Here is a 23,986-nt window from a genome sequence, read left to right as displayed (position 1 = left end):
CCGGTAATCGATTGGACCGGACCCCACCGGCCCGACAAGAAGAACCTAACAACCCCACCACAACCCCGTCGATGGGGAGGACTCCCCATGCCGCCGGATCGGCCTCGGCAGGATCAGTCGACGGAGTCGTCGCCCCCTGAGGCGGCCGGCAGCACGGGCTCCTCGAGCTCGCGCTCCCAGGTGAACGTCGAGATCATCGCGTCGCTGAGCAGCTCCAGGGAGTCGACGACCTCGCCCGGCACGACGTCGCCGTCCGGGATCACGATCGTGGTGGTGAAGACGAGGGCCTTGCGGCGCTGCGTGCCGGGAGCGGGGATCACGTAGGTGAGGGTGCGCCCGCTCACCCCCTCGATCCGGCGCGCGTCGGCCGGGCGCTGCGGCTCGGACCGCCATCGCACGATGTGCTTCGCGTCCTCGTCCAGGAACTGCGCGCCCTTGGTGCGGAACGCCTCCGACACCCAGCCGTCGAGGTTCTCGCCATCCGCGGCGCTGAGCGCGGATGCCGTGATCGACATCGGCAGCAGCTCGTCCATCTCGACCTGTTCCTGGCGGTAGATCGCGAACACCTTGGTGCGCGCCATCGCCTGGCTGGTCTGCGCCATCAGGGTGCGGAACTCCGCATCCAGATCCGGGCGGTTCGCCTGCCGGAAAATCGCGCTGGCCCGCTTGACGTCGTCCTCCTGCGCGACGTTCGTCGGCACGTGCTGCACCCAGCCGGGCGGCAGTACGAACCGGAAGGCGGGGATGCCGAACCTCAGCTCGATCCCGAGATCGTTCATCGTTCCCATGTCGTCGTCCTTTGCCGTCGATCGGTGATACGGGGCCGGTGCCCGCCGCACGGGGCGGGGCGGATGAGCTGCGCCGGCGCGGAGTCAGCCGATGATGTCACGATCGCTCTTCATCGCGAGCGCCGCCAGCCCGGCGGCGCCGAGCCCGCGCTTGCCTGCGCGAGCCGCTTCGAAGCGGAGCGACGTCTGCATCGATCGCGCCGTGAGCGCCCCTAGCTGCTGCCAGCGCGCGGACGGGAGTCCCCCGCTCGCCGCGAGGGCACTCCGCATCGACCGGCGCAACCACCGCAGACGCCGGCCGGCCCGTGCGCGCTTTCCACGCACATCGTCCAGCGGCGTCTCGCTGCGCGCGCCGATCTGCTTGTTCTGGCGCGCCTCCGCGTCAGCCAGGATCTCCTCGACCCTGGCACGGTACTCCGGCACCATCGCCAGCTGACGCAGCTCCTCGGCGCTCCATCTGCGCGCCACGAGCTCGCTGCATTCGATGCACAGCCCCTTGCCGATGACGCCGCTCTCGGCGTAGCCGCAGGCGCAGTCGATGAGCGGGCGGTTCGGCACGGCGGGCCTGAAACCCCACGCCTCACGGAGCAGGAGGGCACCGGCGGAGCTGCTGTGCACCTCGTCGACGAGCAGTCCGCGACCGGACCGGGTCAGCCCCTCGCCCACCAGAGCAGACCAGCGTGCCGCGTCGGCGGAATCGATCGATGCGGCGGCACGGGTCGCGTACTCCTGCAGGAGCGCGAAGACCTCCGCCTCCAGGAGCGCCTGCCGCATCCCCGACGACGACACGGTGCCCTGCCAGGGCGACGGGGCACGCAGCGCGGCGGCTTCCTTCATGCGCGACGCCCCCGAGACCTGCGCCTGACGATGCAGCTCCGCGAGCGACGCGTTGCGCGCCAGGAGGTCCCGCTCGAACTCGGCCGCGGCCTCGAACCAGGGCGCGATGCTCATGGGGCGATGCCGTCGGGCAGCGAGATGCCGGCCAGCAGGCGCGGCAGATGCTGCTCGAGCGCGGCGAAGGTCTCGAGAGTGGATCCCATGGCTTCGACGATAGTGACCCACTCGCCCTTGCGGAGGACGACGGTCCAGTTCGCGATCGGCACCGCCACGTCATCGACCACCGCTGCAGACGTGCGACGCACGAGCACGCCGGTTCCGAGATTGTCGGTGTCGACCCCGATCATGTCGGATGCCGTGGCATCGGGCAGCGAGCCGATCTCCGCCAGAAGTCGATCGGGATCCAGCCCTTCGACGTCGCCGACGGTGATCCCGATCAGTACATCGCTGTAGGCGCCGGGCGGCACGAACCACAGCTGCGTCGCCGCATCATCGACCATGGCCAGCAGCCCTCGCGCGGTGAGCGCGAGGGCTTCACGGTCCCTGTCTGTCACCGGAGCACGGTCGGCATAGTGCGCGAGCACCCCGTCGACCCACGCGTCCTCCGCGGCCGGATCGGCGCTGAGCTGGTCCGACGTCGGAAGCGGGAGGAACCAGGCCGAGTCGTACGCGAGATCCCAGGTGGCCGAGCCCGGGGTGCGCGTGATCGATGGGCTCATCCCACCAGGCCGTTCAGGATCTTCGCCGGCGACAGCCCGCCCGACGGTTTCCCGTTCGACATCGCCACACCCTTGTCCGCCCACTTGTAGACGTTCCAGGCCTTCTCCCATGTCGATGGCGCCGAGCCCTTCGCAAGGTCCTGCAACGCGGTGGGAAGCTGCTTGACGAGCTGCTTCCCATATCCCGTGCCCGCCTGCGCCGCGTCCTGGAACGCGACCGTGAACGAGCGGTTCGCCCCGCCGAGGAAGCGCTGCCCGAGCCCTGCCAGCGAGAACGGCCCCGTCATCCTTGTCTTTGAGACCTTGGTGACGAACGCGGCGAAGTTCACCTTCGATCCGGCCTTCCAGCCGTTCTTCGCGACGGCCGAGATCCCGCGGATGTTGCGGATCTGGCCGAGCGGGCCGGTGAGCTGCTTGGGGATCGCCTTGAAGAACTTGCCGAACCCCTGACCGAGCTTGCCTATCGGGAGCACCCCGACGATCGCCCAGGCGAGATCGCCCCAGCCCTTCCGGCCGTCGAACATGAGCGCGACGGTGAGAGCGAGGGCGATGACGCCGACGACCAGCGCGGCGATCGCGAAGAACGGTCCGCCGATGATGAGGCCCAGCACGGCGATCGCGAGGCCGATCCAGGACACCCACTCCGAGATCACCGCGAGCACGCCGGCGATGTTCTCCCAGCGGCTGTCCTTGCCGATCTTGTTGGCGTCGCCGAGCCCGTTCACGGCGTCGTCGTAGGCGTCGCTCCACGTGTCGTAGGCGGTGTCGAAGCGGTGCAGGTTGTGATCGTGCTCCTTGCCCGCCGTGGCGAGCGTCGACTGCGCCGAGGTCGCGGCACCGGAGAGGGTGTCCCCCGTCTTCTTGGACGACGCCTCCTGATCCGGGGTCGGCGGATGGTCGGCAACGGCCGTCGCATGCAGGGCGAGCGCGTGGTTCGCCTGATCCGCGTCGGTCTGAGCCGTCGCCAGCGCCTTCTCACTCGTCTCGCAGTCGCTGACGATGGTCTTCATCTGGGACTGGACCGTGGCGAGCACGCCGGCGTAGTCGGTGAGGGTCTTGCCCGCGGGCTTGTAGCGACGGCCGGCCTCGTCGAGATCGCCATGGACATCACCGACGACGTCCTTGATCTTGTCCATCGCGTAGCCCTTGCCGACGAGCTTGCCGCTCTTGATGTCCTGCAGGGTCTGCGCGGCGGTGGTCATCTGCGTCGCGAGTGTCGTGATGGTCGTGCCGCGATCGCTGATCGCGGAGGCGTCGCCCTCGATGACGGCGACCTCGTGCCCCTTGTGCGTCTTCATCCCGCTCCCCCTCAGTTCGTCGCGGCGCGACCGTGGCCGCCGCCCGTGCCCTGGCCGGACTGCTGCATCGAGCTGGCCATGTCGGTGTCGGTCTTGGTGACCTCGTCGACGGTGCCCTTGACCCGGTCGGAGATCTCCTTGAGCTTGGACAGCAGCTTGTCGCGGCTGTCGTCCCAATTGCCCTCGAAGTCGTGCACGCGATTCTTCAGGCGATCGTCGCCGTCCGGCCGGCCCACCGCGTGCTCGAGGTCGTCCCGTCGTTTCGACGCCGCCTCGAATTCGTCGACGATCGCGATCAGCTGCGCGCTGGTCGTCTTCAGATCATCGATCGGGTAGAGAACTCCGTCCCCCGCCATGTCATGCCCTCCGTGTCATCGCCCTACGGGCGCCTGCAAGTCGTGCGGATCCACCACGAAAGGGGGCGCCGTGCGGGACGGATCCTGCACAGCGCCCCTCTCCACGTGATGGACGGCCGGTGTCAGCCGCCGGCGAGCTGCGTGTCCAGATCCTGGATCGCGCGCATCATGCCCAGAAGCGACTCCGACATGTCATTGATGCCATCCACAGCCTGCTTCAAACCCGTGGTCAGCTCCCCATAACCCTCACCGAACTTGCCCGACGCATGCTGCGTCTTGAAGTCCTCACCCAGCAGGTTGTCCACCTGCCCCTTCAGAGTGTCCAGCTGACCCTGAATGTCATCACGAGCCTGCGACAGCGACGAAGCCACCTGCTCCATCTCCGCATAAGACGCACCGAAATCGGCCATCATCCACCTCCGGTAATCGATTGGACCGGACCCCACCGGCCCGACAAGAAGAACCTAACAACCCCACCACAACCCCGTCGATGGGGAGGACTCCCCATGCCCGCGAGGCGCCGGATCCGGGCCGGATCACTCCGCGTCGGTCGGATCCGCCTCGGCGACGTCGAGCAGCGCGAGGTCGGCCTTGGCGACCAGGCGCGAGGCGATCACGTGCTCGACGAGGCGCGCGCGCCGGTTCGTGGCGGATCCGCCCGCACCGCCCCGCATGCCGGGCACACCGATGCGGTCGAACTTGTCGCAGACGTTGTCGAGCTTGCGGTTGAACCGCGTCACCGTCCAGCCCAGGCGCGCGGCGGCGTCGGCGCTGGATGGGATGGCGCTCATGCCGGTGCCGTCGCGGCGCAGCAGCGGCTCGGCGAGTGCGAGCAGCAGCTGCTTCTGGCTGAGCGTGAGCGGAACCTCGCCGATCGTGGAATCGCCGTCGACCTCGCGCTCGCGCCGGGTCTCGCGGAAGGTCGGCTCAGAGGAGTGGATCGTGAACTCGTAGGTCGTCGGCCCCGCCGAGAACACGACGCTCGTGGTCGCGAACACCAGGGGCAGGCGCGCGCCCGGCGCGAGCCAGGCCTGCACGCCGCCGGTCGCATCCGTCACGGTCGCCTGCAGCCGCGCACCGATGTTGGCCAGCCACCAGAGGCCGCCGGATTCGGCGATCTCCAGGAAGTGCCGGTGCAGGAACAGGTTGTCGTCGATGGACAGGTCGCCCTCGCGTCCCACGACGAAGCGACCGCCCTGCTGGAGCGGGAAGTACTCGCCCGCGAACTCGACCGTCATACGCGCGCGGGACGGATCCTGCGTGACCTCGGGATCTTGAGACATCACTTCGTGCACCCCCGCACCGGCGATGATCCGGAGCCGTTCTCCCTGCGCAGTACGACGTCGACGCAGGTCTGGCCGCCGGCCTGCGCCGGGACGGTGATCTCCGGCTTCTCGACCTTCGTGGTGTCGCCGTCGCCGGCGAGCGTGATCACCGTCACGAGGTAGGAGTCGCCGGTCTGCGGCTTCGGGTTGCTCCAGGTGAAGCGCACGCCGCCACCGCCGTCCGGTGTGCCGGCCACATCCTTCGGCGCCGCTGCCATGTCTCCGAGCGGGTCCACGGGGTTCACGTCGGTGGACTGACTCGGCTTCGGCGTGGGCGGATTCGCGTTGAGCATGTTCACCGTCATGACGGATCCGCCGATGAGGACGATCGCGGCCACGACGGCGACAAGACCCCAGAGCAGGCCCTTGCGGGATCTCGGCGCATCGGGGACCTCGGTGGCCGGGGCGCCGGTCGCTCTGTGAGCGGGAGCCGCGGGGATCCCGGCCACGAGCTCGGGGCCGGCATCCTGCACGACGGGGGCGCCGGCGAGCGGGCTGACCGTGCGCGGAGCACGCAGCATGGTCGGGGCGTCGTCGCCCTGTTCCGGAGCGGGCACGGAGGCCGGGGGCGCGATCGGGGCGGGAGCCGTCGCCGCGGGAGCGTCCTGCGGCGCCCGGATCACGGTCTGATCGGTGACGGACGGATCCGCCGCCGGGACGGCGTCGAAGCGCGGGCCCGGGGCCGGCACGCCTGCGGGCGGCAGCACGGGACTCGTCGTCGCCGAGGGCCGGGTGGCGGTGTGGCTGGGGTCGATGCTGACGACCTCGCGCACCCGGGTCAGGCCGTCGTCGTCATCGTCGTGGTCGGGCTCGGGCTGGTGGTCGTCGACGATGTCGATCGGCGTGACGGAATGGCTCAGCTCGATCTGGATCTTCTGCAGTGCGCGCGCGAACGCCACCGCGCTGCCGAAGCGGTCGTCGGGGTTCTTCGCCATGCCGCGCTCGAGCAGGCGGCCGAGGCTCTCCGGCACATCCGCACGGCCGAGCGGCGGCAGCGGCTCGGATTCGATGCGCGCGATGAGGTCGGCGCCGCTGTTGCGCTGGCCCGGCTTCTCGAACGGGCTGCGGCCGGTGAGCAGCGTGTACAGCGTCGCGGCGAGCGCGTACACGTCGGAGCGCACCCCGCCCCGCGGCGGGTCGCCGAACGACTCCGGCGGCGACCACGGGATCGACATGCCCGCGGCCTCGCTCGCCGCGCCCGTGGTCGACGCGATGCCGAAGTCGGTCAGCGCGGGCCGGTTGTAGGCCGTGACCAGGATGTTCGCCGGCTTGATGTCGCGGTGCAGCACGCCGGCGCGATGCGCCGTCTCCACCGCACCCGCGACCTGCACGCCGACGCGCAGCGCCTCGGCGACGCTGAACGGCTCCTTGCGGGCGCGCTGCTGCAGGTTGGGCCGGGGGCAGTACTCCATGACCAGGTACGGCCGGCCGTCGGAGGCCACGCCGGTCTGGTAGATCGTGACGATGGCCGGGTGCGTGGAGAGCATCGCCATCACGTTCGCCTCGTCGGCGAACTCCTGCGCCGCACCCGACGCCAGCCGGTCGGCGAGCAGCACCTTGACCGCGACACGGCGGCGCGGCTGCTGCTGCTCGTAGAGGAAGACGTCGGCGAAGCCGCCGGTGCCGAGCGGTTCGACGTACTCGAACCCGTCCAGCTGCGGCGGCGGGGACGGCGGACGACTCACGGCAACTCCTCGAAGGCGACCGTGATGCCGTCGCCGAGATCGATCACGTCTGCGGTGACGACGATCGTCTGCTCGCCGGGGTGCAGCCGCACCGGATCCGTCCCGGGACGCAGCAGGGTGGATCCGTTCGTAGTGTGCAGGTCGAGCACGACGACCGCGTCCGCCTCCGGCCGGATCTCGAGATGGCTGCGCGAGATGTCCTGCTGCGGGCTGTCCACGGCGACGAGGTGCGGCAGCGTCGCGCCGCTGGAACGGGTCGCGCGCGGGCGGCGGCCGATCACCACGGTGCGATCGAGAGCGACGACCTGCCCGGAGGACAGCCGGATCCGCGGACCCGTCACGGGGTCGGCCGTCCGCGCGGCGCCCGGGTCCTCGGTGATGCCGGGCACCGAGGAGACCGGCACCGACGAGACCGGCGCGGCCGACATCGGCACGGCCGAGACCGGCTCCGGGAGGCCCCCCGCGGGCGTCGCGGGTTCTGCGGGCGCCGGAAGGCCGGCCGCGAGGTCGCCGCGCATCGCGCGGGCCTGGGCGAGAGAGATCGTGGCGCCGTCGTGGTCGCCGTCGTCGTCGGCGACCGCCTGCGCGATCTGCGCCGCGACCGGAACCGGCGAGAAGTCGAGCGTGTGTCCGCCGAGGGGTGCGGCGATGGTGTCCGCCGGGGGCAGCATCGTCTCGAGCGCCGCGGGCGTGCCCAGCACGGTGTCGTCGACATCGTCGAGATCTGCCGACGACGGCGCGGGGTCCTGCGTCGTGATCCCGATCGCTGAGCTGGTCGAAACGACCTCGTCCGCAGAGGTCGCTTCCTGAGCATCGGGGACCGGCAGGGGGGCCTCGGGACCAGCTTCGGGCCCGGATTCCGTTTCTGACTCCGACTCCGCCAACGGTTCCGGCTCTGGCTCCGGCTCCAGCTCTTCGCCGAGCACGTCCGGGAGCGCATCGTCCTCGGGGAGTTCTTCGGAGGCGCCAGGCACCGCGGCAGGAACCTCCGGGCCGGCCATTTCGGAAGCCTCGGGAACCGAATCCTCAAGGTAGGCCTCTTCGGCGACCTCGCCGACCGCGTCCTCCTCGGGGGCGACGCTCGAGAGCGCGACGGGGGCCTCTTCGCGCACCTCGGCGACCGGAGCGGGCTCGGCGGCGGCGCCGACCGCGATGCTCGCAGCCCGGACCACGCCGGCGACGATCGGCAGAGCCGGATCCGCACCGCCGTCCTCGACACGGAATTCGATCCCGGTCATCGCGGGCACGAACCGCTCGCTCCACGTGGTGACCTCGGCGCCGGTGATCTCGCGCTCGTCCTCGGCCGTGAGCACCCGGGCGATGACGCGTCCGCGCACGGCGATGCGCGCGTTCTCGCCCTCCCGCACGACGGCGGCGAACGGCGGGATGGCGGAGAAGGATCCCCCTCCGGCCGCGGTGAGCGCGTCGACCACGTCGGAGAAGGCGACCTCGGGGGCGGCGATCTGCTCCCACAGGCGCTCCACGAGAGCGACCCCGGAGTCCGGCGGCAGCGCCACCACGGCCTCCGGGCCGATCAGAGCGAACCATGACCCTGCGCGGTAGACGGTGTTCATCAGCGCATCCCTCCCATGGCCTCGGCACGCGGTCGCGTGTCGGAGTCGATGTCCTCGTCGTCGATCCCGGTCGTGCCGTCGCTCCCCGGACGGGTGCTGACGTGGATCGCATCCACGACGACCGCGGTCACGTTGTCGCGCCCGCCGTGCTCGAGCGCACGCTCGACCAGGCGATCGGCGGCGGACTGCGGGTCCTCGTGCACCGTGAGCAGAGTGCGGATCTCGTCGTCCCCCACCTCGCTGCTCAGACCGTCCGAGCAGACCAGGATCCGGTCGCCGACGCGAGCGGGGATCATCCAGTAATCGGCCTCCCCCGTGCTGCCGGCCCCGATGGCGCGAGTGATGATGTTGCGTCGGCGATCCCTCGGGGCGTCCGTCGCGAGCAGTTCGCCGGAGTCGATGAGTTCCTGCACCACCGAGTGGTCGACGGAGATCTGCTCCAGCACGCCGCCGGAGAGCCGGTACGTGCGCGAGTCGCCGATGTTCATCGCGAGCCAGTATCCGACGCCGTCGACGGCCGCGATCGTCACGCCGCTGAGCGTGGTGCCCGCCTTCGAGATCCCCCCGTTCGAGAGGGGAACACCGGCGATGGCGTCGACCGCCGCGCGCACGCGGGCGAGTGTGAAGCTGACGTCGTCGATCGTGAGCGCCGGGCGACCCTGCAGGGCGGCGAAGCCCTCGATCACGGTGCCGCTGGCTACGTCGCCGGCCTGGTGCCCGCCCATGCCGTCGGCGACGAGGAACAGCGGCGCCTGTGCGAAGAGCGCGTCCTCGTTGAGGGCACGGCGCAGCCCCGTGTGCGTGGATGCGCCCGCGCGGGCGACGATGGGCGCGATCACGCGTAGCCTCCGACGGTCACGATCCGGTCGCCGATCTCGATGGCGTCGCCGAGGCGGATGCGCACCCGCTCGCCGGGCGGGCAGGCGATCCGCACGCCGTCGCGCACGATCGTCATGCCGTTGGTGGAATGCCGGTCCATGACCCAGCCGCCGGCCGCTTCGGCCGCCGCCTCGAAGTGCGTCTTGGACAGCGAGAGCGTCTCGTCCCGCACGACCACGACGATCGCGCCGGCCTCCGGGGCGGGATTGCGTCCGAACAGCGTGCGCCCGGAGACCGTGGCGCGGGCGCCGTCGTCCCAGACGAACTGCAGCCGATGCCCGGGGATCGAGATCCGGGTCTCCTCGAGGTCCTCGTCGTCGGCGGGCTGCGCCACCGGGGGAAGCGCCATCGCGGCCTCAACCGAGGCGGGCGGAGCCGCCGGCACTGGAGGCCGCGCGGGAGCCACCGTCTCGGGCCCGGAGACGGGGGCGGCCGTGGGTGCGGGCACGGACGGGCTGACCCCCGGCACCACGGTGATCATGGCGCCTTCGTGCGCGGCGGCCGCCGCAGCCTGCGCGGCGGGCGACAGCACGGTGGCGTCGTGCGGGTCGACCTCGGCCACCCCGGCAGGGGCGACGGCAGCGGCTCCCGCGGCAGCCGGTCCGGCGGCGGGCGTCGGTGCGGCATTCGGTGCGGGCGGCAGAGTGAATCCGGTGTGCCCGTCCTGCGGGCCGACCGGCTCCACCGACGGCGGGAACAGTGCGCCGGGTTCCCGCACTGGGAACAGGGCGTCGGGCTGCGGCGGGGCGAAGGACGCGGGGGCGGCCGGTGCGTGGGCGGCACCGGGCTGCCCGGACGGGGCGACCGGGACGAGCGGCGCAGCCGGAACCGCGCCGGGAGCGCTTGCCACGGACACCGGGGCCGTCGCGCCGCGCACATCGCGCATGAGCGCACCGGCGGCGCGGTCGTGCCAGCCCTGGAACCGGCCGGATCCATCGAACAGCGGCGTGAAGTAGCCGACCACGATCGCAGTGCTCAGCCCGAACACGACGTTGCGCAGCAGCGCGCGACCGAAGCCCAGGGGCGCCTCGCTGCCGTCGCGCACGAGCCGCAGCTTCATGATCCGCATGCCGACGGATCCGCCCGATCCCTGCAGGAAGCTGTAGACGAGGAACCAGGCGAGCAGCACGAATGCCGTGATGCCCAGGCCGGTCGCCAGCGCGGCGAGCATCGCGGACAGGCCGTCCGCGCCGGATCCGGCGATGACGTAGGACACCACCACGCCGACGATCCAGAGGACCCCGGCGATCGCGGCGTCGATGACATAGGCGATCGCGCGCCGCGGGATCGGTGCGACAGGCGCGTTGGCCGCACCTGACCCGCTCGGGGCGTTCGTCATGGGGTCTCGCTCTCGGATCCGGGGCGGGCGGTTCGGGTTCCGCCCGTCTTCGCTGCCGTGCTCTTTGCTGCAGTGCTCTCGATCGTGCCAGTTCCGCCGCCCACGGCGCCAGAGCCGCTCCCGGGGCGCCGGATGCGCTCGGCCGCGGCGTCGCGCAGGCCTTGCACGCCGGCGGACAGACGCGTGTCGCCGAGCAGCGAGCGCAGGCTGAGGCGTGCGAGCATGCGCCGGCGCCAGCTCGCCTGGCTGCTCAGGCCCGCCACGATGCCGTCGACCTCGCGCCAGAACGCGTCGACGTCCTCCGTGGTCGGCTCGGTCGGACCGAACACCTGCGCGTCGGCATGATCGGCGAGCGCGGTGACGGCGGGCACGGTGAGCGCGGTGGCCACGGTCTGCGCCTCCTCGGCCCTGGTGCCGCCGGCGGGGATGCGGGCGCCGTAGTCCACCGCGCGGTCGGTGAGCTCGTCCCAGCCGCCGCTGATGCGGTCGGCGGCGAGCGCGGCCGCACGGCGCTTGCGCCGGCGGGCGGCCTTCCACGCGCCGATCACGATGAAGGGCGCGGCGAGGATGGCGAGCACCAGCAGCAGGCTGCCGCCGATCGCCAGGATCGTGCCGAGGATGCTCCACAGGTTGTCCGGGCCGTCCTGGTTGCCGCGCTGGTCCGGCACGCTCGGCGGCAGGTCCACCGGCTCCTGCGGCGGGGGCGGCGGCTGCAGCACCTGCGGCTTGGGCACGACCTTCGGCTTCGTGATCTGGTCCTGCGGGACCTTGTCCTTCGGCGGGGTCGGGTCGAAGGCCACCCAGCCGGCCTTCTCGAAGTTGACCTCGACCCAGGCGTGCAGGTTGTCACCGTTGGCGGAGAACGTGCCCTTCTGGCCCTTGTCCGGGTAGAAGCCCATCACGACGCGCACCGGAATACCCAGCGAGCGCGCCGCGAGCGCCATCGCGACAGCGTACTGCTCGTCGTCGCCGATCATCTGCTCTCCGCCGATCAGCGTGGAGATGCGCTCCTCGGTGTGGCCGGCGCGGCTCAGCGCCTCGCCGTCCAGGCCATGGCTGAAGAAGCCCTCCTCGGAGAACTTCTTCACCAGCGCCCGCACCTGGGCGATCGGGGTCTTCGCGTCGGCCACGGTGTCCGAGGCGAGCGAGGCGAGCTTCTCGGGCGCCTCGGCCTGCTTCGGCATGGCGACCGCACCGAAGTCGAGGCCCTCGAGCTGCTTGTCGGTCCAGGTCTTCGGGATCGTCGTGTCGACGGTGTACGCGTCGCCCTTCTTCAGCTTCGTGGTGGCGACGGCCGTGCCGGTGGACTCGTTGTAGAAGGTGCCGCGCCGCAGCGCGTCGGCGTCGGATCCGGCGAACGTGATGGTGCTCACCTCGCCGGCATCGGGCACCCAGACGCCGGTGTACTGGTCCAGTCTGATGTCCAGCGTCGCGGGCGAGCCGGTCGCGTCGGCCGACATGTTGTCGCGGATCGGGCTGAACGCGCCGGACGAGCCGATGCCCTTGTCCGACACGTCGTAGACGACGCCGTTGTACGCGTCCATCGTGCCGACCCGGATCCTGGCGCCCTCCGGCAGGCCCTTCACGGTGAACAGGGTGTCCTTGCGGTGGTCCTTCACGTACCCGCGGTACGACTGCAGCGGACTCGCGTACTGGTGCACGTCGAACGGCGGCAGCACCACGTCGCGGAACACGTGCCGGGGTTCGGCGAGGGTGGTCGCGGCGGCGACGCCGGTGCCTGCCAGGCCCGCCACGACGAGCACGGCGGTGCCGGCCAGGATGCGGCGGCGGCGCAGCGCGGAGGAATGGGATCCGTCGGCCGCGACCGACACGGCCGCGTCGGCGGCCTCGCCGAGGCCGCGCAGTGCGAGCCACGCCACCGCGACGAGGGCGAACACGACGCCCTGCGCGATGGGGGCCGCCGGATCCGGCACGCCCATCGCGATCACGAGCATGAGATGCACCGCGGCGGGGATGAGCGCCCACGCGACGCGACGCAGCCGCAGCGCGAGCGCGGCGGCGACCACGCTCGCCACGAGAGCGGACAGGAACGGCACCAGGGCGTAGCCGTCGCCGACCGCGACCGGAGCGACCGTGGTGAGCATCGCCTTCCAGCTCGTGACGGCGCCGGCCGACAGCGCGCCCAGGGTCTCCCCCGTGGGCACGACGCCGAGCAGCGTCGTCTGCGGGAGGGCGAGCGCGCCCCCGAAGACGAAATAGACGAGCAGCGTGAGCCCGGCGGTGGGCAGGATGCCCCACCCGCGCCAGGCGCACAGCAGCGCGACGCCCAGGCCCAGCACCAGACCGCCGATCGCGGCGGGCAGGTAGGAACCGCCCGCGAAGGACGGCCACCAGCCCACGATGCCGACGCCGATGAGCAGGGCGACCGCCACGAGGTCGATCAGCACGCGGCGCGGGGAGAGCCGCGCGCGCGGGGCTCTCGGAGCCGGGGACGTCTTCGGGGTCCGGGGCGCCTTCGGGGTCTTCGCCCGGCGGCCGGAGCGGGTCTCTGCGGGCGCGGTCATGCGAGCACCTTCCCGAGGGCGAGGGGCAGCTGCTCGAGCGCCCCGACGGTGATGACGTCGGCCTCGCCGATGCGGCGCAGCGAGGGCGCCTCGCCGAGATCGGCGACGATGGCCAGCACGCGAGAGCCGAACGGCAGGCGGGCGCACGCGGCGCGCAGCTCCTCCGGGGAGGTGCGGCTTCCGCCGACGAGCACGACGACGCTGGAGAGCGGCATGTGCGCGGCGACCGTGCCGGCCAGTGCGGCCAGCCCGCCGTCCTTGGCGCGCCCCTCCTCGACGCCGGCGAGGGAGTCGAGCAGCTGCTTGCCCGTGCTGGAGGGGAGCGCCCGGCCCTGCACGCGCAGGTCGACGCGCTGCGAGTCGCGGATCGCGCGCAGGCCGACGGATCCGGCCAGCGAGATCGCCAGCTCGAACTCGTCCGGCTCCGCGAACTCGGCAGCGTTGCGGCTCAGCCCGATCACGAAGTGCGAGCGGCGCGTCTCCTCGTACTGGCGCACCATGAGCACGCCGGTGCGGGCGGAGGAGCGCCAGTGCACGCGGCGCAGATCGTCGCCGGGCTGGTACTCGTTCAGCGCGTGGAAGGAGACGTCGTCGCGGGACAGATCCGAGGCCGGAAGCCCCTCGAGGTCGCGCAGGAATCCGAGCGACTGCCCGTCGAAGACGATCGTGCGCGGATGCACGAACAGGTCGATGGGGTCGTCGCGGCGGTGCGCCCGCTCGAACAGCCCGAGCGGGTCGCCGCGCACGACGCTGACGGGGCCGACCGAGACGACGCCGCGGCGGTGGGTGGGGATCGCGAAGAGCTCCTCCGCCTCCTCCCCCGGAGCCAGCCGCTTGATGCCGAACTCACCGCGCCCGGCGCCGACCGGCAGCACCACGCGGGAGGGCAGGATCGCCCGGGAGCCACGGTTGGTCAGGGTGAGCGCACCCACGGCGCGCTCCCCGACGACGACCCGGGTGCGGGCGAGGTCGAGGGAGACGTCGTAGGCGGTGCGCCCGATCAGGAACACCGCGCACAGGGCGAGCACCACGACGATCACGAGCGCGATCACGACGACCTCGATCCAGCCCAGCGGCAGGGCGATCACGAGGCACCCCAGCGCGATCGCCCCGAGCACCCAGGCCAGGGGGCGCACGGCGGACGCGATCAGACGCAGCCGTGTGCCGATGCGCGCGAGCACCAGTGCGGCGATGTCGCGCCAGCCGGCCTCGCGGTCGGAGCCGGCCGGGCGGTCGGTGCCGCGCGCCTGGGCGGTCGTGGTCATGAGTGCTCTCTGTCCTCGGGCGATCCCTGAGCCTGTCGAAGGGACCTGTTCTCTCGGTGCGTCCCTGCGACGAGTTCAGGGACCGGTGTTCCGCTCAGGCGGCGGCGCGCGCCTGGGGAGCGGCGACCTTCTCCACCACGCGGGCGATCACGGTCTCGGCGGTGGTGCCGGCGAACTCCGCTTCGGGGTCGAGCAGAAGGCGGTGCAGCCACACCGGGCGCGCGAGCGCCTTCACATCGTCGGGCAGCACATAGTGCCGTCCGTGGGCGGCCGCCCACACCTTCGCGATGCGGACCATGGCCAGGGCCCCGCGCACCGAGACGCCGAGGCGGATCGCGGTGTCGTCGCGGGTCGCCTCGACGAGCTCCGCGATGTAGCGCAGCACGGCCGGCTCCACATGCACCGCGGCGGCGAGGTCGGCCATGTCTGCGACGGCGCTCGTGGTGATGACCGGGGCGAGCTTGGCGGACGGGTTGCGGTCGGCGGCGCCCGCGAGGATCGACGCGGTGACCTCGAGGTCGGGGTAGCCGATCGAGGTCTTGATGAGGAAGCGGTCCAGCTGCGCCTCGGGCAGCTTGTAGGTGCCCGCCTGCTCGATCGGGTTCTGCGTGGCGATCACCAGGAACGGGCGGCCCGCCTCGTGCGGGACGCCGTCGACGGTGACGCGGGACTCCTCCATGACCTCGAGCAGCGCCGACTGCGTCTTCGGCGAGGCGCGGTTGATCTCGTCCGCGAGCACGATCGAGGCGAACACCGGACCGCGATGGAACTCGAACGTGTGCGAGTTCTGGTCGTAGATGGTCACGCCGGTCACGTCGGACGGCAACAGGTCGGGCGTGAACTGGATCCGGGTGCTCGTGCCCTGCACCGTCGCCGCGAGCGCCTTCGCGAGGCTCGTCTTGCCGGTGCCGGGGGCGTCCTCCAGGAGCACGTGGCCCTCGGCCAGCATCGAGGCGAGCACCAGGCTCACCACGTCGCGCTTGCCCTGCACCGCGCGGTCGACGTTGTCGGCCAGACGGCTGAAGGTGCCCTGGAACCAGGCGGCCTGTTCGGGGGTCATCGTCATCTCTTGTCGTTCCTCTGATCTGTGTTCGTCTGCAGTGCTGCGTGGCCGGGACGGCGCCCGGCTAAGGTTTCGGCCAGAAGCTCTTCTCGGTGTCCACGCCGTCGCCCCAGCCCACGATGTCGACCCAGACGTCCACGCCGTCGCGGCCCTTCCAGCAGGAGAGCTGCTGGCTGCCCGAGCCGTCGAAGTTGACGGTGTGGTTGCCGCCGATCTGGCCGTCCACGCTGGAGTGGCAGGTCACGTTGTAACTGCCGATCTTCAGGTTCTGCCAGTTCACGACCATCAGGCGGCAGCCGTTCACGCAGTTGCTGCCGGCGGCGGCACCCTGGGTGACCCAGACGCGCGGCGGCGGCGGACTGTCGGTCTTGGCGGAGTCCTGGGCGATGTTCGAGGACTGCCCGGCTGTGTCGAAGGCCTGCACCTTGATCGAGTGCGTCTGGTCATAGCCGTTGCCGACAGTCGTCGAGCCATTGTCCGCCGCGGATTGCCAGCCGCCGCCGTCGACGCTGATCTTGATAGAGACGTCGCGTCCGTTCCGCGCCGGGGCGGACCAGCTCAGTGTCACGCTCTGGCCGTTGTTGACGGCCCGGGCGCCCGGATTTCCCACCGGGCCATAGGGCTGCAGCCCGCCCTTCGAGCCCGCAGCGCCCGGCTGGGACTCCTGACCGCCGACCACGGAGTACGCGCGCACCGACACCGTATATGTGCCGTTGTTCGCCGCCGGGATGTTCGTGCCGTCCCAGTTGCGGCTCCACCCGCCACCCGTCGAGTACTCGTAGTGGACCTCGGACCCGCTCGCACCGTTGCCGTCGGCCGGTGGGTAGCTCACCGCGATGTTGTTGTCACCCTCCTTGGCGGAGGTGATCGTGACAGGGCCTGGGGTTCCGAACGCGCGCCGTGGGCTCGACGCACCAGACCAGGCGCCCGCGCCGGCCTTGTTGTTGCCGCGCACCTGGAAGGTGTAGTCCGAGGACGAGTTGTCCACGGTCACGGTCTGGGAGTTCAGAGTGCCGGCGACCTTGACGGTGTTCACGAGCGATCCCCCGCGGAGCACCTGCAGGTCGTAGCTCGAGATCGCGTCGCCGTTGGGGCCGGCGGCGGTCCAGGTCACGGTCATCTGCGACTGGCTGCCCACCGACGGCGCGCTCTGCGCCTGCGGTGTGCCGGGCGCCGTCGGCGGACCCGCCGGGATCTCCGACGCCGACCAGCCCGACCAGCTCGACGGTTCGGGGGCCCGGTTCACGGCCTGCACGCGCACCTGGTAGTTCGCGCCGTTCTCCAGGCCGTCCCACTTCAGCGAGTTGCCGGTGACGCCGGTCTTCGTCGCCACGCCGCTGGGCGGAGCGGGCGAGATCTCCAGGTTGTACGAGGACACCGGGGATCCCGGGGTCGTCGGCGTGGTCCACGACACGTCCAGCGACTTGTCGCCGAACTTCAGCGTCGGCGGGTTCGGGGTGTCCGGACGGGCGTCCGGACGCGCCACGGCCGACGTCGGCGACGGCTTGCCCTCGCCCACACGATTCGTGGCGGTCACCGCGAACGTGTACTCGACGTTGTTCGTCAGCCCGTCCAGCGTGCACGTCGTCGACGCGCACTGCTTGGTGTAGCTGCCGCCGCTCGACGCACGCACGGTGTAACCCGTGATCTCGGCGCCGTTGTTCGACGGCGGGCTCCAGTTCAGCACCACGGTGCGGTCCTGCACGCTGGTCACCTGCGGAGCGCCCGGTGCGTCGGGAACACCCTGCACCGTGACGATGATGCGGCCGTCGACCTCGCGGTCCGGATCCTTCGTCGCGTCCTGCACCCGGTAGGTCGCCACGACCTGCCCGACGAACTTGGCGTCGGGCGTGACCACGATCTTGTCGCCCTGCACGGAGGCGTTCGCGTCACCGGTCTGCACGCTCACGGAGCGGATCTTCAGCGGCTTGTCCGGGAACGGGTTGACGTCGTTCTCCAGCACGGGGATCGTGACCGACTTGCCCTGATCGGCCTGCGGCACCGTGTCCTCGTTCGCGACCGGCAGCGGGCGGGTGGACGCGGCGACCGTCACGGAGACCGTGCCGGTGACCGGTTCCGACTTGCCGTCGGTGATGCTCAGCTGCACCGTCGAACCGCTGCCCTTGGCAGTGGACGAGTCGGCCTCGACCTTCAGGGTCGAACCGTCCAGGTTCGCCTTGATGCCGTTCTCCGGCTGCTTCGTGATCTTGTAGCTGATCTTCTTCGCGTCGCCCGGATCCGGATCCTTCGTCAGCGCAGCGAGGTCGACCTTCTGCGCCTCCTCACCCGGTGCGACCGACACCTGCGCGTTGGTGAACGCGGGCGGCTGGTTGTCCGGCGGCAGCACCTTGATCGGCAGGCTCAGCGTGCTCTTGCGTCCCTTGGGGTCGTCGGGGCCGGTGCCGTCGGTCACCTCGAAGGTCAGTGCGTCGTCACCGAAGTAGCCCTGCTTCGAGGTGTACACGAGGGTGTGCTCGTCCTTCAGCAGCGGGGAGCCGTTGCTGTTGACGGCACTGACCTTGCCTGCCTCGGTGATCCGCACCTCTCCGCCGCCGGCGACGGCGACGTACTTCGAGAGCGGGATGTCGATGGTCTCGCCGCTCTTCACCTCGACCGGCTTGGTCGAGCGGAGGGCCGGCGCGAGCTCGGAGAGCGCAGGCACGAAGATGAACGCCGAGGCGGTCTGATCGTCCTGATCGGTGATCGAGTACTGCACCAGCTGGCGCTTGTCCGTGACGGTGACCTGGATCTTGCGGTTCGGGAGCACCTTCGCGGTGGCGTCGGAGACGCCGAGCTTCAGGGCGTCGACCGTGCCGTCCGGATCCTCGTCGTTGTCCAGCACCGGCACCTCGACCTGCAGGCTCTCGCCCTTCACGTCGGAGGCCTGGATGCGATCGTCGCGCGCGATCGGCGCCACGAGCGGCACGTCCTCGGCGACCGTGATCTGCACCGGCGCGGTGGCCGTCGCACCCTTCGAGTCGGCCACGGTGTACTGCACCGAAGTCTGCAGCGCCCGGTTCGGCGCAGTGATGAGCACGCGGTCACCGGAGACGGTGGCCTTCAGCCCATCGACGCCCGCGGCGGTCTCGATGCCGTTCTTGACCAGGCCGATCGTGTCGCCGTCGGGATCCGAGTCGTTCGTCAGCACGGCCACGGCGACCGTGCGACCGGGCCGCATGACGATCGAGTCCTTCACGGCGTACGGGGCCTGGTTGATGTTCGCCCCGGGAGCGATGCCGACGCGGACCGTCGCGGTCGCCTCCTTGCCGAGCCGGTCGCGCACCTTGTACGTGAAGCTGTCGATGCCGCTGGCCTTGTCGAAGGCCTGGTAGGTGAGGAAGTTCGCACCGACCTCGATGACCTTGCCCTGCTTCGGCGCGGAGTCGAGACCCACGAGCTCGACCGAGTCGCCCTCGGAGTCCAGGCCGTCCAGCGGCACGGCGATGCGCACGCTGGTGCCGCTCAGTGCGCGCACGGTGAGGTCGTGCGGGCGGGGCGCGGTGTTGGTCTTCTCGTCCACGGGCAGGACCTGGATCGTGATGTACCCGGCAGCCTTCTGTCCGTTCGAGTCCACCGCCTCGTAGGTCGCGTAGACGGTGCGCGGGGTGTCACCGGCGCGGAAGCGCACGGTGTCCTGCGACACGAACGCCTCGCCGAATTTCGGATCGACCAGCGGCTCGATCAGCTTCGGCGCCACGTGCAGGGTCGTGCCGGGCGCGTGCTTGTCGTTGTCCAGCACGGGGATCGTCACGACGTCACCGGCGCGCACGACGGCCGTGTCGTCGTTCGCGGTCGGCGGATCCAGCTTGGCGGGTGCCGGGATCGGGATCACGATCACGTCGCCGTCGGCGGACTTGGATCCGTTCGAGATGCGGTACTTGATCCGCACCTCCTGGTCGAGGTTGCCCTGATCCGTGATCCGCAGCGTCTCGTGGTTCAGCACCGACACCGCCACGCCGCTGTGCGGGGGAACGGTGACCGACTGCACGACGAGGATGCCGCCGGCGGGGTCCTCGTCGTTGTTCAGCACGCCCACGAGCACGTCGCCGCCGCTCGGCAGCAGGGCGACGTCGCGCACCGCGATCGGCGGCGCCGCCTCGGCGGTCTTGTCCAGCACATCGACGCGGACGAGGCCCGGCACCGCGTTCGGGCCGGCGCTCACGAGGTACTGCATGTAGTACGTGCCGGGCAGCTCCGCCTGGAACGTGAAGGTGCCCTCGCCGAAGTTCGGCGTGATCACGGCGCCCGGCGTCTCGTCGACCCGGGTGAGGCGCAGCTGCTCCTTGCCGGAGCTGGAGTCGTTCAGCAGCGGCGACACCGTGACCTGCTCGCCGGCACGGGTCTGGTAGTGGTCGGCGTTGGTCTTCGGCGCCGTGGTGCCGGCCGGCCGGATGTCGAGGCGGATGACGCCGCTGGTGAGCTCTCCCATCGCGTCGGCGACCTGGATCCGGATCTCCTTGCGGCCCGGCAGGCTGGCGACGGCCCGGTAGGTGAGTTGGCCGTCCGGCGTGTAGTCCACCTCGTCGCCCGGGGCGGCTTCGACTTCCTTCAGGTACACGTCATCGCCATCGGGGTCGATCCAGTCGGGCAGCGCGTTGTAGGTGACCGCACCGCCCGCCTCGACGAGCAGGCCGGGCGTGCGCTTCTGCTTGGGGGCGGCGTTCACGCTCCAGTCGTGCACGCTGACCGCGACGTTCGCCGTGGCCTTGCCGCCGCGGCCGTCGTCGGCCTGGTACTGGAACGACGCGGATCCCGTCGCACTGTCGGGCACCGCGATCTGCAGGGCCCCGCCGTTGTTGATGGGCTGCACATCGCCGAGCGACGGCTGCTCCTGCGCGAGCGAGGCGACCAGCACGTCACCGTCGGCGTCCGTGTCGTTGTCGAGCACGGGCAGCAGCGTGGTGCGGCCGGGGCGCACGCCGAAGTCGTCGTCGTGCGCGATCGGCACCGTGTTCTCGGGCGTGCGCTTGGGCAGCGTCGTCTCGACCTGGTCGTCGCTGGTCTCGTCCTGCTTCTCGGTGTCGCCCTCCGGCGGCACGATGTCCTGCCAGTTGTCCACGCGCTGCAGGTTGTCGGTGGCCATCCAGGCCGCACCGCTCGCGGTGTCGTTCAGCACGACGACGTCGCGGTTGACGCGGAACACGAGGGTGGTGCTGCTCTCTGCGCCCTCGATCGAGGAGGTCAGATCATTGCCGGATCCGATGCAGTCGCGGACGAACTTCGCGGATCCGCCCCAGGCACCGTAGGTGCAGCCGTTCAGGAAGACGGGCGCCGCGGGAGCCCCGGTGCCGCCGGCATCCTGCACCGAGGGCGCGGATCCGTCCAGCGGCACGGAGATCAGGGCGTCGGCGGTCGCGAGCACCGCGGAGCCGTTCTCGGCCGACGGCTGCTGCAGCACGGCGGCATCGAGGTTCTTCACCTCGGAGCCGCTGAGCTCGGTGCGGTGCCCGCCCGCGAACACGGTCTTGGCGTCGGCGTCGAGCACGACGGGGGTGCTGCCGACGACGGTGATCGTGGGCTTCGCCTTGTCTGCGAGGTCGATCTTCTCCGTGGACGGCGGCTGCGCGTCGCCCTGCCGGTCGACGTGCACGGTGACGATGCTGCGGTCCTTGGCGGAGACGGCGTAGACCGTGCCGTCCTTGCCCACGGTGACGTCGGCGCCGGCGCCGAGAGTGGCGGAGGGCTTCGTGCCTGCGGCCTTGAACCCGCTCAGGGACGAGGCTGCGCGCACCCAGAGCTTGCCCTCTTTGGGGTCGAGGATCGCGACGGTGGTGCCGCCGAGCACCGACTTCGCTCCACCGGGGATGAGCACGGCGTCGCTGAGCACGACGCGCGCCGGGTCGATGCTGGTCAGAGTGGAGGCGGAGCGGTCGTCGACGAGCACGGTGCCGCCGGACTGCAGCACGTCGTAGTTCTCACTGCCGGTGCGCAGGCCGCCGTCGAGCACGCGGGACTCGTTGTTGAAGTGGCCGACCAGCAGACTGGAGGTCTTGGTGAGCCAGACGCCGCCGTCGTGCAGATCGACCTCGGCGGTGGGATTGCCCTCGTAGGCGAACGCCATGCCGGCGACGGCGACCGCCGCGGCGGTCACTCCGGCGGCGGACGCGAGGGTCTTCGGTCGCATCCGCAACCACGCGAACGACTTCACCACGGTTTCCCCCCGAACGTCAAGCACAGCTGTCCCATGCGTAACTGTCAGGGGACTGTAAGAGTGTATGTCGGGATCCTGGGAGGCGCGATGGGGAGGAATCCCCATCCATCCTTCGATCGATTTCCCCGCCGACAGGCCTGGATCCGGCTGTCCGCATAGGCCGGGACCGTACGCTCGAGGCATGTTCCTCGACCCTGTGCTGCGCCGCGTGGAGCCGCTGCTGCTGCGCGTGGACCGCTTGGCCGGCGGCCGAAACGCGCACGAGAAGATCGTCGAATCGGACCGCAACCATCACCGCACGGTCCGCGCGTTCCGGTGGGTGTTCTGGCTGCTCGCCGTGGAGCTGCTCATCGGCATCGCCGCGGTCATCGTCGCCGTCGTGATCGCCGCGCAGGCGGGCTCGATCGGCGCGGTGCCGTTCGCCGTGTGGATGCGCGCGCTCATCGTGCTCGCGATGACCGTCACACTCTTCTACTTCGCCTGGCGCGCGGCACTGGGATGGCGCTGGGCGTATCAGCGGCTGCGGCTGTTCGCCCAGATCTTCCCGGTCATCACGCTCGTGATGGCGGCGATCCCCGGACTGTATCCGGCCTGGATGGTGACCGAGCAGATCGTGTTCAGTCTCATCATGATCGGCGTCGCCGACTTCCTCACCAGCGACCACATGCGCCAGGCGTACCGCAAGCCGGACGCTGCAGCGGATCCCGCTTCCTGACCCGCGCCGCGGCAGCGGCTCTCACGCCGCGCGCCAGCACCCCTCGAGGTGGTCGTCGACCATGCCGGCCGACTGCATGAGCGCGTACATCGTGGTGGGGCCGACGAAGCGGAACCCGCGCTTGCGGAGGGTCTTGCTCATCGCCTCCGACTCGGGGGTCACGGCGGGGATCTCGGACATGAGCCGAGGGCGCGCGCGGGCGGCGGACGGGGCGAACGACCACATCAGCGCGTCGAGTTCGCCGTCGGCCATCTCCCGCACGAGGGCAGCGTTGCCGATCGTCGCCTCGATCTTCGCGCGATTACGGATGATGCCGGCGTCGGCCATGAGCCGGGCGATGTCATCCTCACCGAAATCGGCGACCACGGCGGGATCGAAGCCCGCGAACACCTCACGGAACCGCGGGCGCTTGCGCAGGATCGTGATCCAGCTCAGCCCCGCCTGGAACCCCTCCAGCGACATCTTCTCGAACAGCGCGCGGTCGCCGTGCAGCGGCCGGCCCCATTCCTCGTCGTGGTAGCGGCGGTACTCGGGGTCGTCCCCCGCCCATGCGCAGCGTGGACGGTCATCGGCGAGGGGCGTCGTCATGGATCCAGGGTAGGCGCGGGCGCCGACACTCGGACTCACTCCGCAGGCAGGTACTCCGCGAGGTGCGAGAGCAGCGGCTGCGACCGCGGATCCGCGACGGCCGCCGCACCCACCGCGCAGGCCGCCGACAGGGCGCGCTGCGGGTCGACGCCGGAGGCGAGCCCGATCGTGAGGGCGGCGCAGAACGCATCGCCGGCGCCGACACTGTTCACGACCGTGGTCTTCACCGCGGGCGCCGCGGCCACGAGCTCACCGCGCTCGAACAGCTTCGCGCCCTCGCCGCCATAGGTCACGGCGACTCGGCGGGCGGTGCGCAGCGCGGGCAGCAGCGCGTACTCGGTCTCGTTCACGATGATGAGGTCGGCACGCCCGATCACGGCGGCGGGGAGTTCGAGCGCCGGAGCCGCATTGACGGCGAGGTACCCGCGTGCGGCCGCGGAGAGCGCGACGATCACGTCCATCGAGATCTCCAGCTGCGCGAGCACCGCCTCGTCGGATCCGAAGACGACACCGTCCAGGCTCACCTCGCCGTTGGCGCCCTCGCACACGGCGATCTGGTTCTCGCCCGCCGCGTCCACGACGATGAGCGCCACTCCGGTGGACTCCTCCCCGCGGCGCACAGCGTTCGTGTCGACGCCGGCCGCGGCCAGCTCGTCGATCATCCAGGCGCCGTCGGCATCGGGGCCGACCGCGCCGACCATCCGCACCGCGGCGCCGAGGCGCGCGGCCGCAGCGGCCTGATTGGCCCCCTTCCCTCCGGCCTCGCGGGACAGCCGCCCTCCGCCGATGGTCTCGCCCGGCTCCGGGAGGCGGGCCGTACGGGCCGTGAGATCGACGTTGATGCTGCCGACGACGGCGAGCGCGAGAGGCGCGGTCATG

The 23,986-nt window shown here is 71.0% G+C and carries 18 protein-coding genes; 1 reads left to right on the top strand and 17 read right to left on the bottom strand.

The annotated features are described in order from the left end of the window. Nucleotides 1-113: 113 nt before the first annotated feature. From ACTJI8_RS09475 to ACTJI8_RS09405, 15 genes are all read right to left on the bottom strand, one after another. Nucleotides 114-788 (bottom strand): hypothetical protein, encoded by a 675-nt coding sequence (locus tag ACTJI8_RS09475; RefSeq protein WP_440733171.1) that lies wholly within the window; start codon nt 786-788, stop codon nt 114-116. An 84-nt stretch (nt 789-872) separates the two neighbouring features. Next, the gene (locus ACTJI8_RS09470) at nt 873-1,739 is read right to left on the bottom strand and encodes a hypothetical protein (protein ID WP_440733170.1); all 867 of its coding nucleotides are present in this window, start codon (nt 1,737-1,739) and stop codon (nt 873-875) included. Then, the gene (locus tag ACTJI8_RS09465) at nt 1,736-2,344 is read right to left on the bottom strand and encodes a hypothetical protein (RefSeq protein WP_440733169.1); all 609 of its coding nucleotides are present in this window, start codon (nt 2,342-2,344) and stop codon (nt 1,736-1,738) included. The genes ACTJI8_RS09470 and ACTJI8_RS09465 overlap by 4 nt, the downstream gene beginning before the upstream one ends. Beyond that, a complete protein-coding gene (locus ACTJI8_RS09460; RefSeq protein WP_440733168.1) occupies nt 2,341-3,642 on the bottom strand; it encodes a putative T7SS-secreted protein in 1,302 nt (433 codons plus the stop codon). The genes ACTJI8_RS09465 and ACTJI8_RS09460 overlap by 4 nt, the downstream gene beginning before the upstream one ends. 11 nt (nt 3,643-3,653) lie before the next feature. After that, nucleotides 3,654-3,998, bottom strand: a complete 345-nt coding sequence (locus ACTJI8_RS09455) for a hypothetical protein (RefSeq protein WP_440733167.1) — start codon at nt 3,996-3,998, stop codon at nt 3,654-3,656. A gap of 122 nt (nt 3,999-4,120) precedes the next feature. After that, nucleotides 4,121-4,411, bottom strand: coding sequence for a WXG100 family type VII secretion target (locus ACTJI8_RS09450; protein WP_378804792.1), 291 nt, complete (start codon nt 4,409-4,411; stop codon nt 4,121-4,123). Nucleotides 4,412-4,534: 123 nt separating this feature from the next. Next, complete coding sequence (locus ACTJI8_RS09445; RefSeq protein ID WP_440733166.1) at nt 4,535-5,281, bottom strand: hypothetical protein; 747 nt, start codon at nt 5,279-5,281, stop codon at nt 4,535-4,537. Then, nucleotides 5,281-7,008, bottom strand: a complete 1,728-nt coding sequence (locus ACTJI8_RS09440) for a serine/threonine-protein kinase (protein WP_440733165.1) — start codon at nt 7,006-7,008, stop codon at nt 5,281-5,283. Before ACTJI8_RS09440 ends, ACTJI8_RS09445 begins: the two co-directional genes overlap by 1 nt. Next, nucleotides 7,005-8,582, bottom strand: a complete 1,578-nt coding sequence (locus tag ACTJI8_RS09435; RefSeq protein WP_440733164.1) for an FHA domain-containing protein — start codon at nt 8,580-8,582, stop codon at nt 7,005-7,007. The genes ACTJI8_RS09440 and ACTJI8_RS09435 overlap by 4 nt, the downstream gene beginning before the upstream one ends. Then, nucleotides 8,582-9,421 (bottom strand): PP2C family protein-serine/threonine phosphatase, encoded by an 840-nt coding sequence (locus tag ACTJI8_RS09430; protein WP_440733163.1) that lies wholly within the window; start codon nt 9,419-9,421, stop codon nt 8,582-8,584. The genes ACTJI8_RS09435 and ACTJI8_RS09430 overlap by 1 nt, the downstream gene beginning before the upstream one ends. Continuing rightward, entirely contained in the window at nt 9,418-10,800 is a 1,383-nt protein-coding gene (locus ACTJI8_RS09425; RefSeq protein ID WP_440733162.1) for an RDD family protein, read from the bottom strand. Before ACTJI8_RS09425 ends, ACTJI8_RS09430 begins: the two co-directional genes overlap by 4 nt. After that, complete coding sequence (locus ACTJI8_RS09420) at nt 10,797-13,325, bottom strand: transglutaminase-like domain-containing protein (protein WP_440733161.1); 2,529 nt, start codon at nt 13,323-13,325, stop codon at nt 10,797-10,799. The genes ACTJI8_RS09425 and ACTJI8_RS09420 overlap by 4 nt, the downstream gene beginning before the upstream one ends. Beyond that, on the bottom strand, nt 13,322-14,590 hold the full coding sequence (locus ACTJI8_RS09415; RefSeq protein ID WP_440733160.1) for a DUF58 domain-containing protein: 1,269 nt from the start codon (nt 14,588-14,590) through the stop codon (nt 13,322-13,324). The genes ACTJI8_RS09420 and ACTJI8_RS09415 overlap by 4 nt, the downstream gene beginning before the upstream one ends. 94 nt (nt 14,591-14,684) lie before the next feature. Next, nucleotides 14,685-15,656, bottom strand: a complete 972-nt coding sequence (locus ACTJI8_RS09410) for an AAA family ATPase (RefSeq protein WP_440733159.1) — start codon at nt 15,654-15,656, stop codon at nt 14,685-14,687. Nucleotides 15,657-15,717: 61 nt separating this feature from the next. After that, entirely contained in the window at nt 15,718-21,801 is a 6,084-nt protein-coding gene (locus ACTJI8_RS09405; RefSeq protein ID WP_440733158.1) for an Ig-like domain-containing protein, read from the bottom strand. Nucleotides 21,802-21,985: 184 nt separating this feature from the next. On the opposite strand from ACTJI8_RS09405, the gene ACTJI8_RS09400 reads away from it, so the two are divergent. Continuing rightward, nucleotides 21,986-22,519, top strand: coding sequence for a hypothetical protein (locus ACTJI8_RS09400; RefSeq protein WP_440733157.1), 534 nt, complete (start codon nt 21,986-21,988; stop codon nt 22,517-22,519). A 21-nt stretch (nt 22,520-22,540) separates the two neighbouring features. Here ACTJI8_RS09400 and ACTJI8_RS09395 read toward each other — a convergent pair whose 3' ends face one another. Both ACTJI8_RS09395 and ACTJI8_RS09390 read right to left on the bottom strand, forming a co-directional pair. After that, nucleotides 22,541-23,107, bottom strand: a complete 567-nt coding sequence (locus tag ACTJI8_RS09395) for a DNA-3-methyladenine glycosylase I (RefSeq protein WP_440733156.1) — start codon at nt 23,105-23,107, stop codon at nt 22,541-22,543. Between the two features lie 35 nt (nt 23,108-23,142). Beyond that, nucleotides 23,143-23,985 (bottom strand): PfkB family carbohydrate kinase, encoded by an 843-nt coding sequence (locus ACTJI8_RS09390; RefSeq protein WP_440733155.1) that lies wholly within the window; start codon nt 23,983-23,985, stop codon nt 23,143-23,145. Between the last annotated feature and the right edge of the window lies 1 nt (nt 23,986).

It is taken from the genome of Microbacterium sp. 22303, from assembly GCF_052045265.1.
Taxonomy (GTDB): Bacteria; Actinomycetota; Actinomycetes; order Actinomycetales; family Microbacteriaceae; genus Microbacterium.
This window is presented reverse-complemented; position numbering and strand designations above follow the sequence as displayed.

Coding starts and splice junctions, on each gene's coding strand:
- ACTJI8_RS09475 (WP_440733171.1), bottom strand. CDS start 788: ATGGGAACGATGAACGATCTCGGGATCGAGCTGAGGTTCGGCATCCCC.
- ACTJI8_RS09435 (WP_440733164.1), bottom strand. CDS start 8,582: ATGAACACCGTCTACCGCGCAGGGTCATGGTTCGCTCTGATCGGCCCG.
- ACTJI8_RS09460 (WP_440733168.1), bottom strand. CDS start 3,642: ATGAAGACGCACAAGGGGCACGAGGTCGCCGTCATCGAGGGCGACGCC.
- ACTJI8_RS09465 (WP_440733169.1), bottom strand. CDS start 2,344: ATGAGCCCATCGATCACGCGCACCCCGGGCTCGGCCACCTGGGATCTC.
- ACTJI8_RS09425 (WP_440733162.1), bottom strand. CDS start 10,800: ATGACGAACGCCCCGAGCGGGTCAGGTGCGGCCAACGCGCCTGTCGCA.
- ACTJI8_RS09395 (WP_440733156.1), bottom strand. CDS start 23,107: ATGACGACGCCCCTCGCCGATGACCGTCCACGCTGCGCATGGGCGGGG.
- ACTJI8_RS09470 (WP_440733170.1), bottom strand. CDS start 1,739: ATGAGCATCGCGCCCTGGTTCGAGGCCGCGGCCGAGTTCGAGCGGGAC.
- ACTJI8_RS09445 (WP_440733166.1), bottom strand. CDS start 5,281: ATGTCTCAAGATCCCGAGGTCACGCAGGATCCGTCCCGCGCGCGTATG.
- ACTJI8_RS09400 (WP_440733157.1), top strand. CDS start 21,986: ATGTTCCTCGACCCTGTGCTGCGCCGCGTGGAGCCGCTGCTGCTGCGC.
- ACTJI8_RS09410 (WP_440733159.1), bottom strand. CDS start 15,656: ATGACGATGACCCCCGAACAGGCCGCCTGGTTCCAGGGCACCTTCAGC.
- ACTJI8_RS09455 (WP_440733167.1), bottom strand. CDS start 3,998: ATGGCGGGGGACGGAGTTCTCTACCCGATCGATGATCTGAAGACGACC.
- ACTJI8_RS09390 (WP_440733155.1), bottom strand. CDS start 23,985: ATGACCGCGCCTCTCGCGCTCGCCGTCGTCGGCAGCATCAACGTCGAT.
- ACTJI8_RS09415 (WP_440733160.1), bottom strand. CDS start 14,590: ATGACCACGACCGCCCAGGCGCGCGGCACCGACCGCCCGGCCGGCTCC.
- ACTJI8_RS09420 (WP_440733161.1), bottom strand. CDS start 13,325: ATGACCGCGCCCGCAGAGACCCGCTCCGGCCGCCGGGCGAAGACCCCG.
- ACTJI8_RS09450 (WP_378804792.1), bottom strand. CDS start 4,411: ATGATGGCCGATTTCGGTGCGTCTTATGCGGAGATGGAGCAGGTGGCT.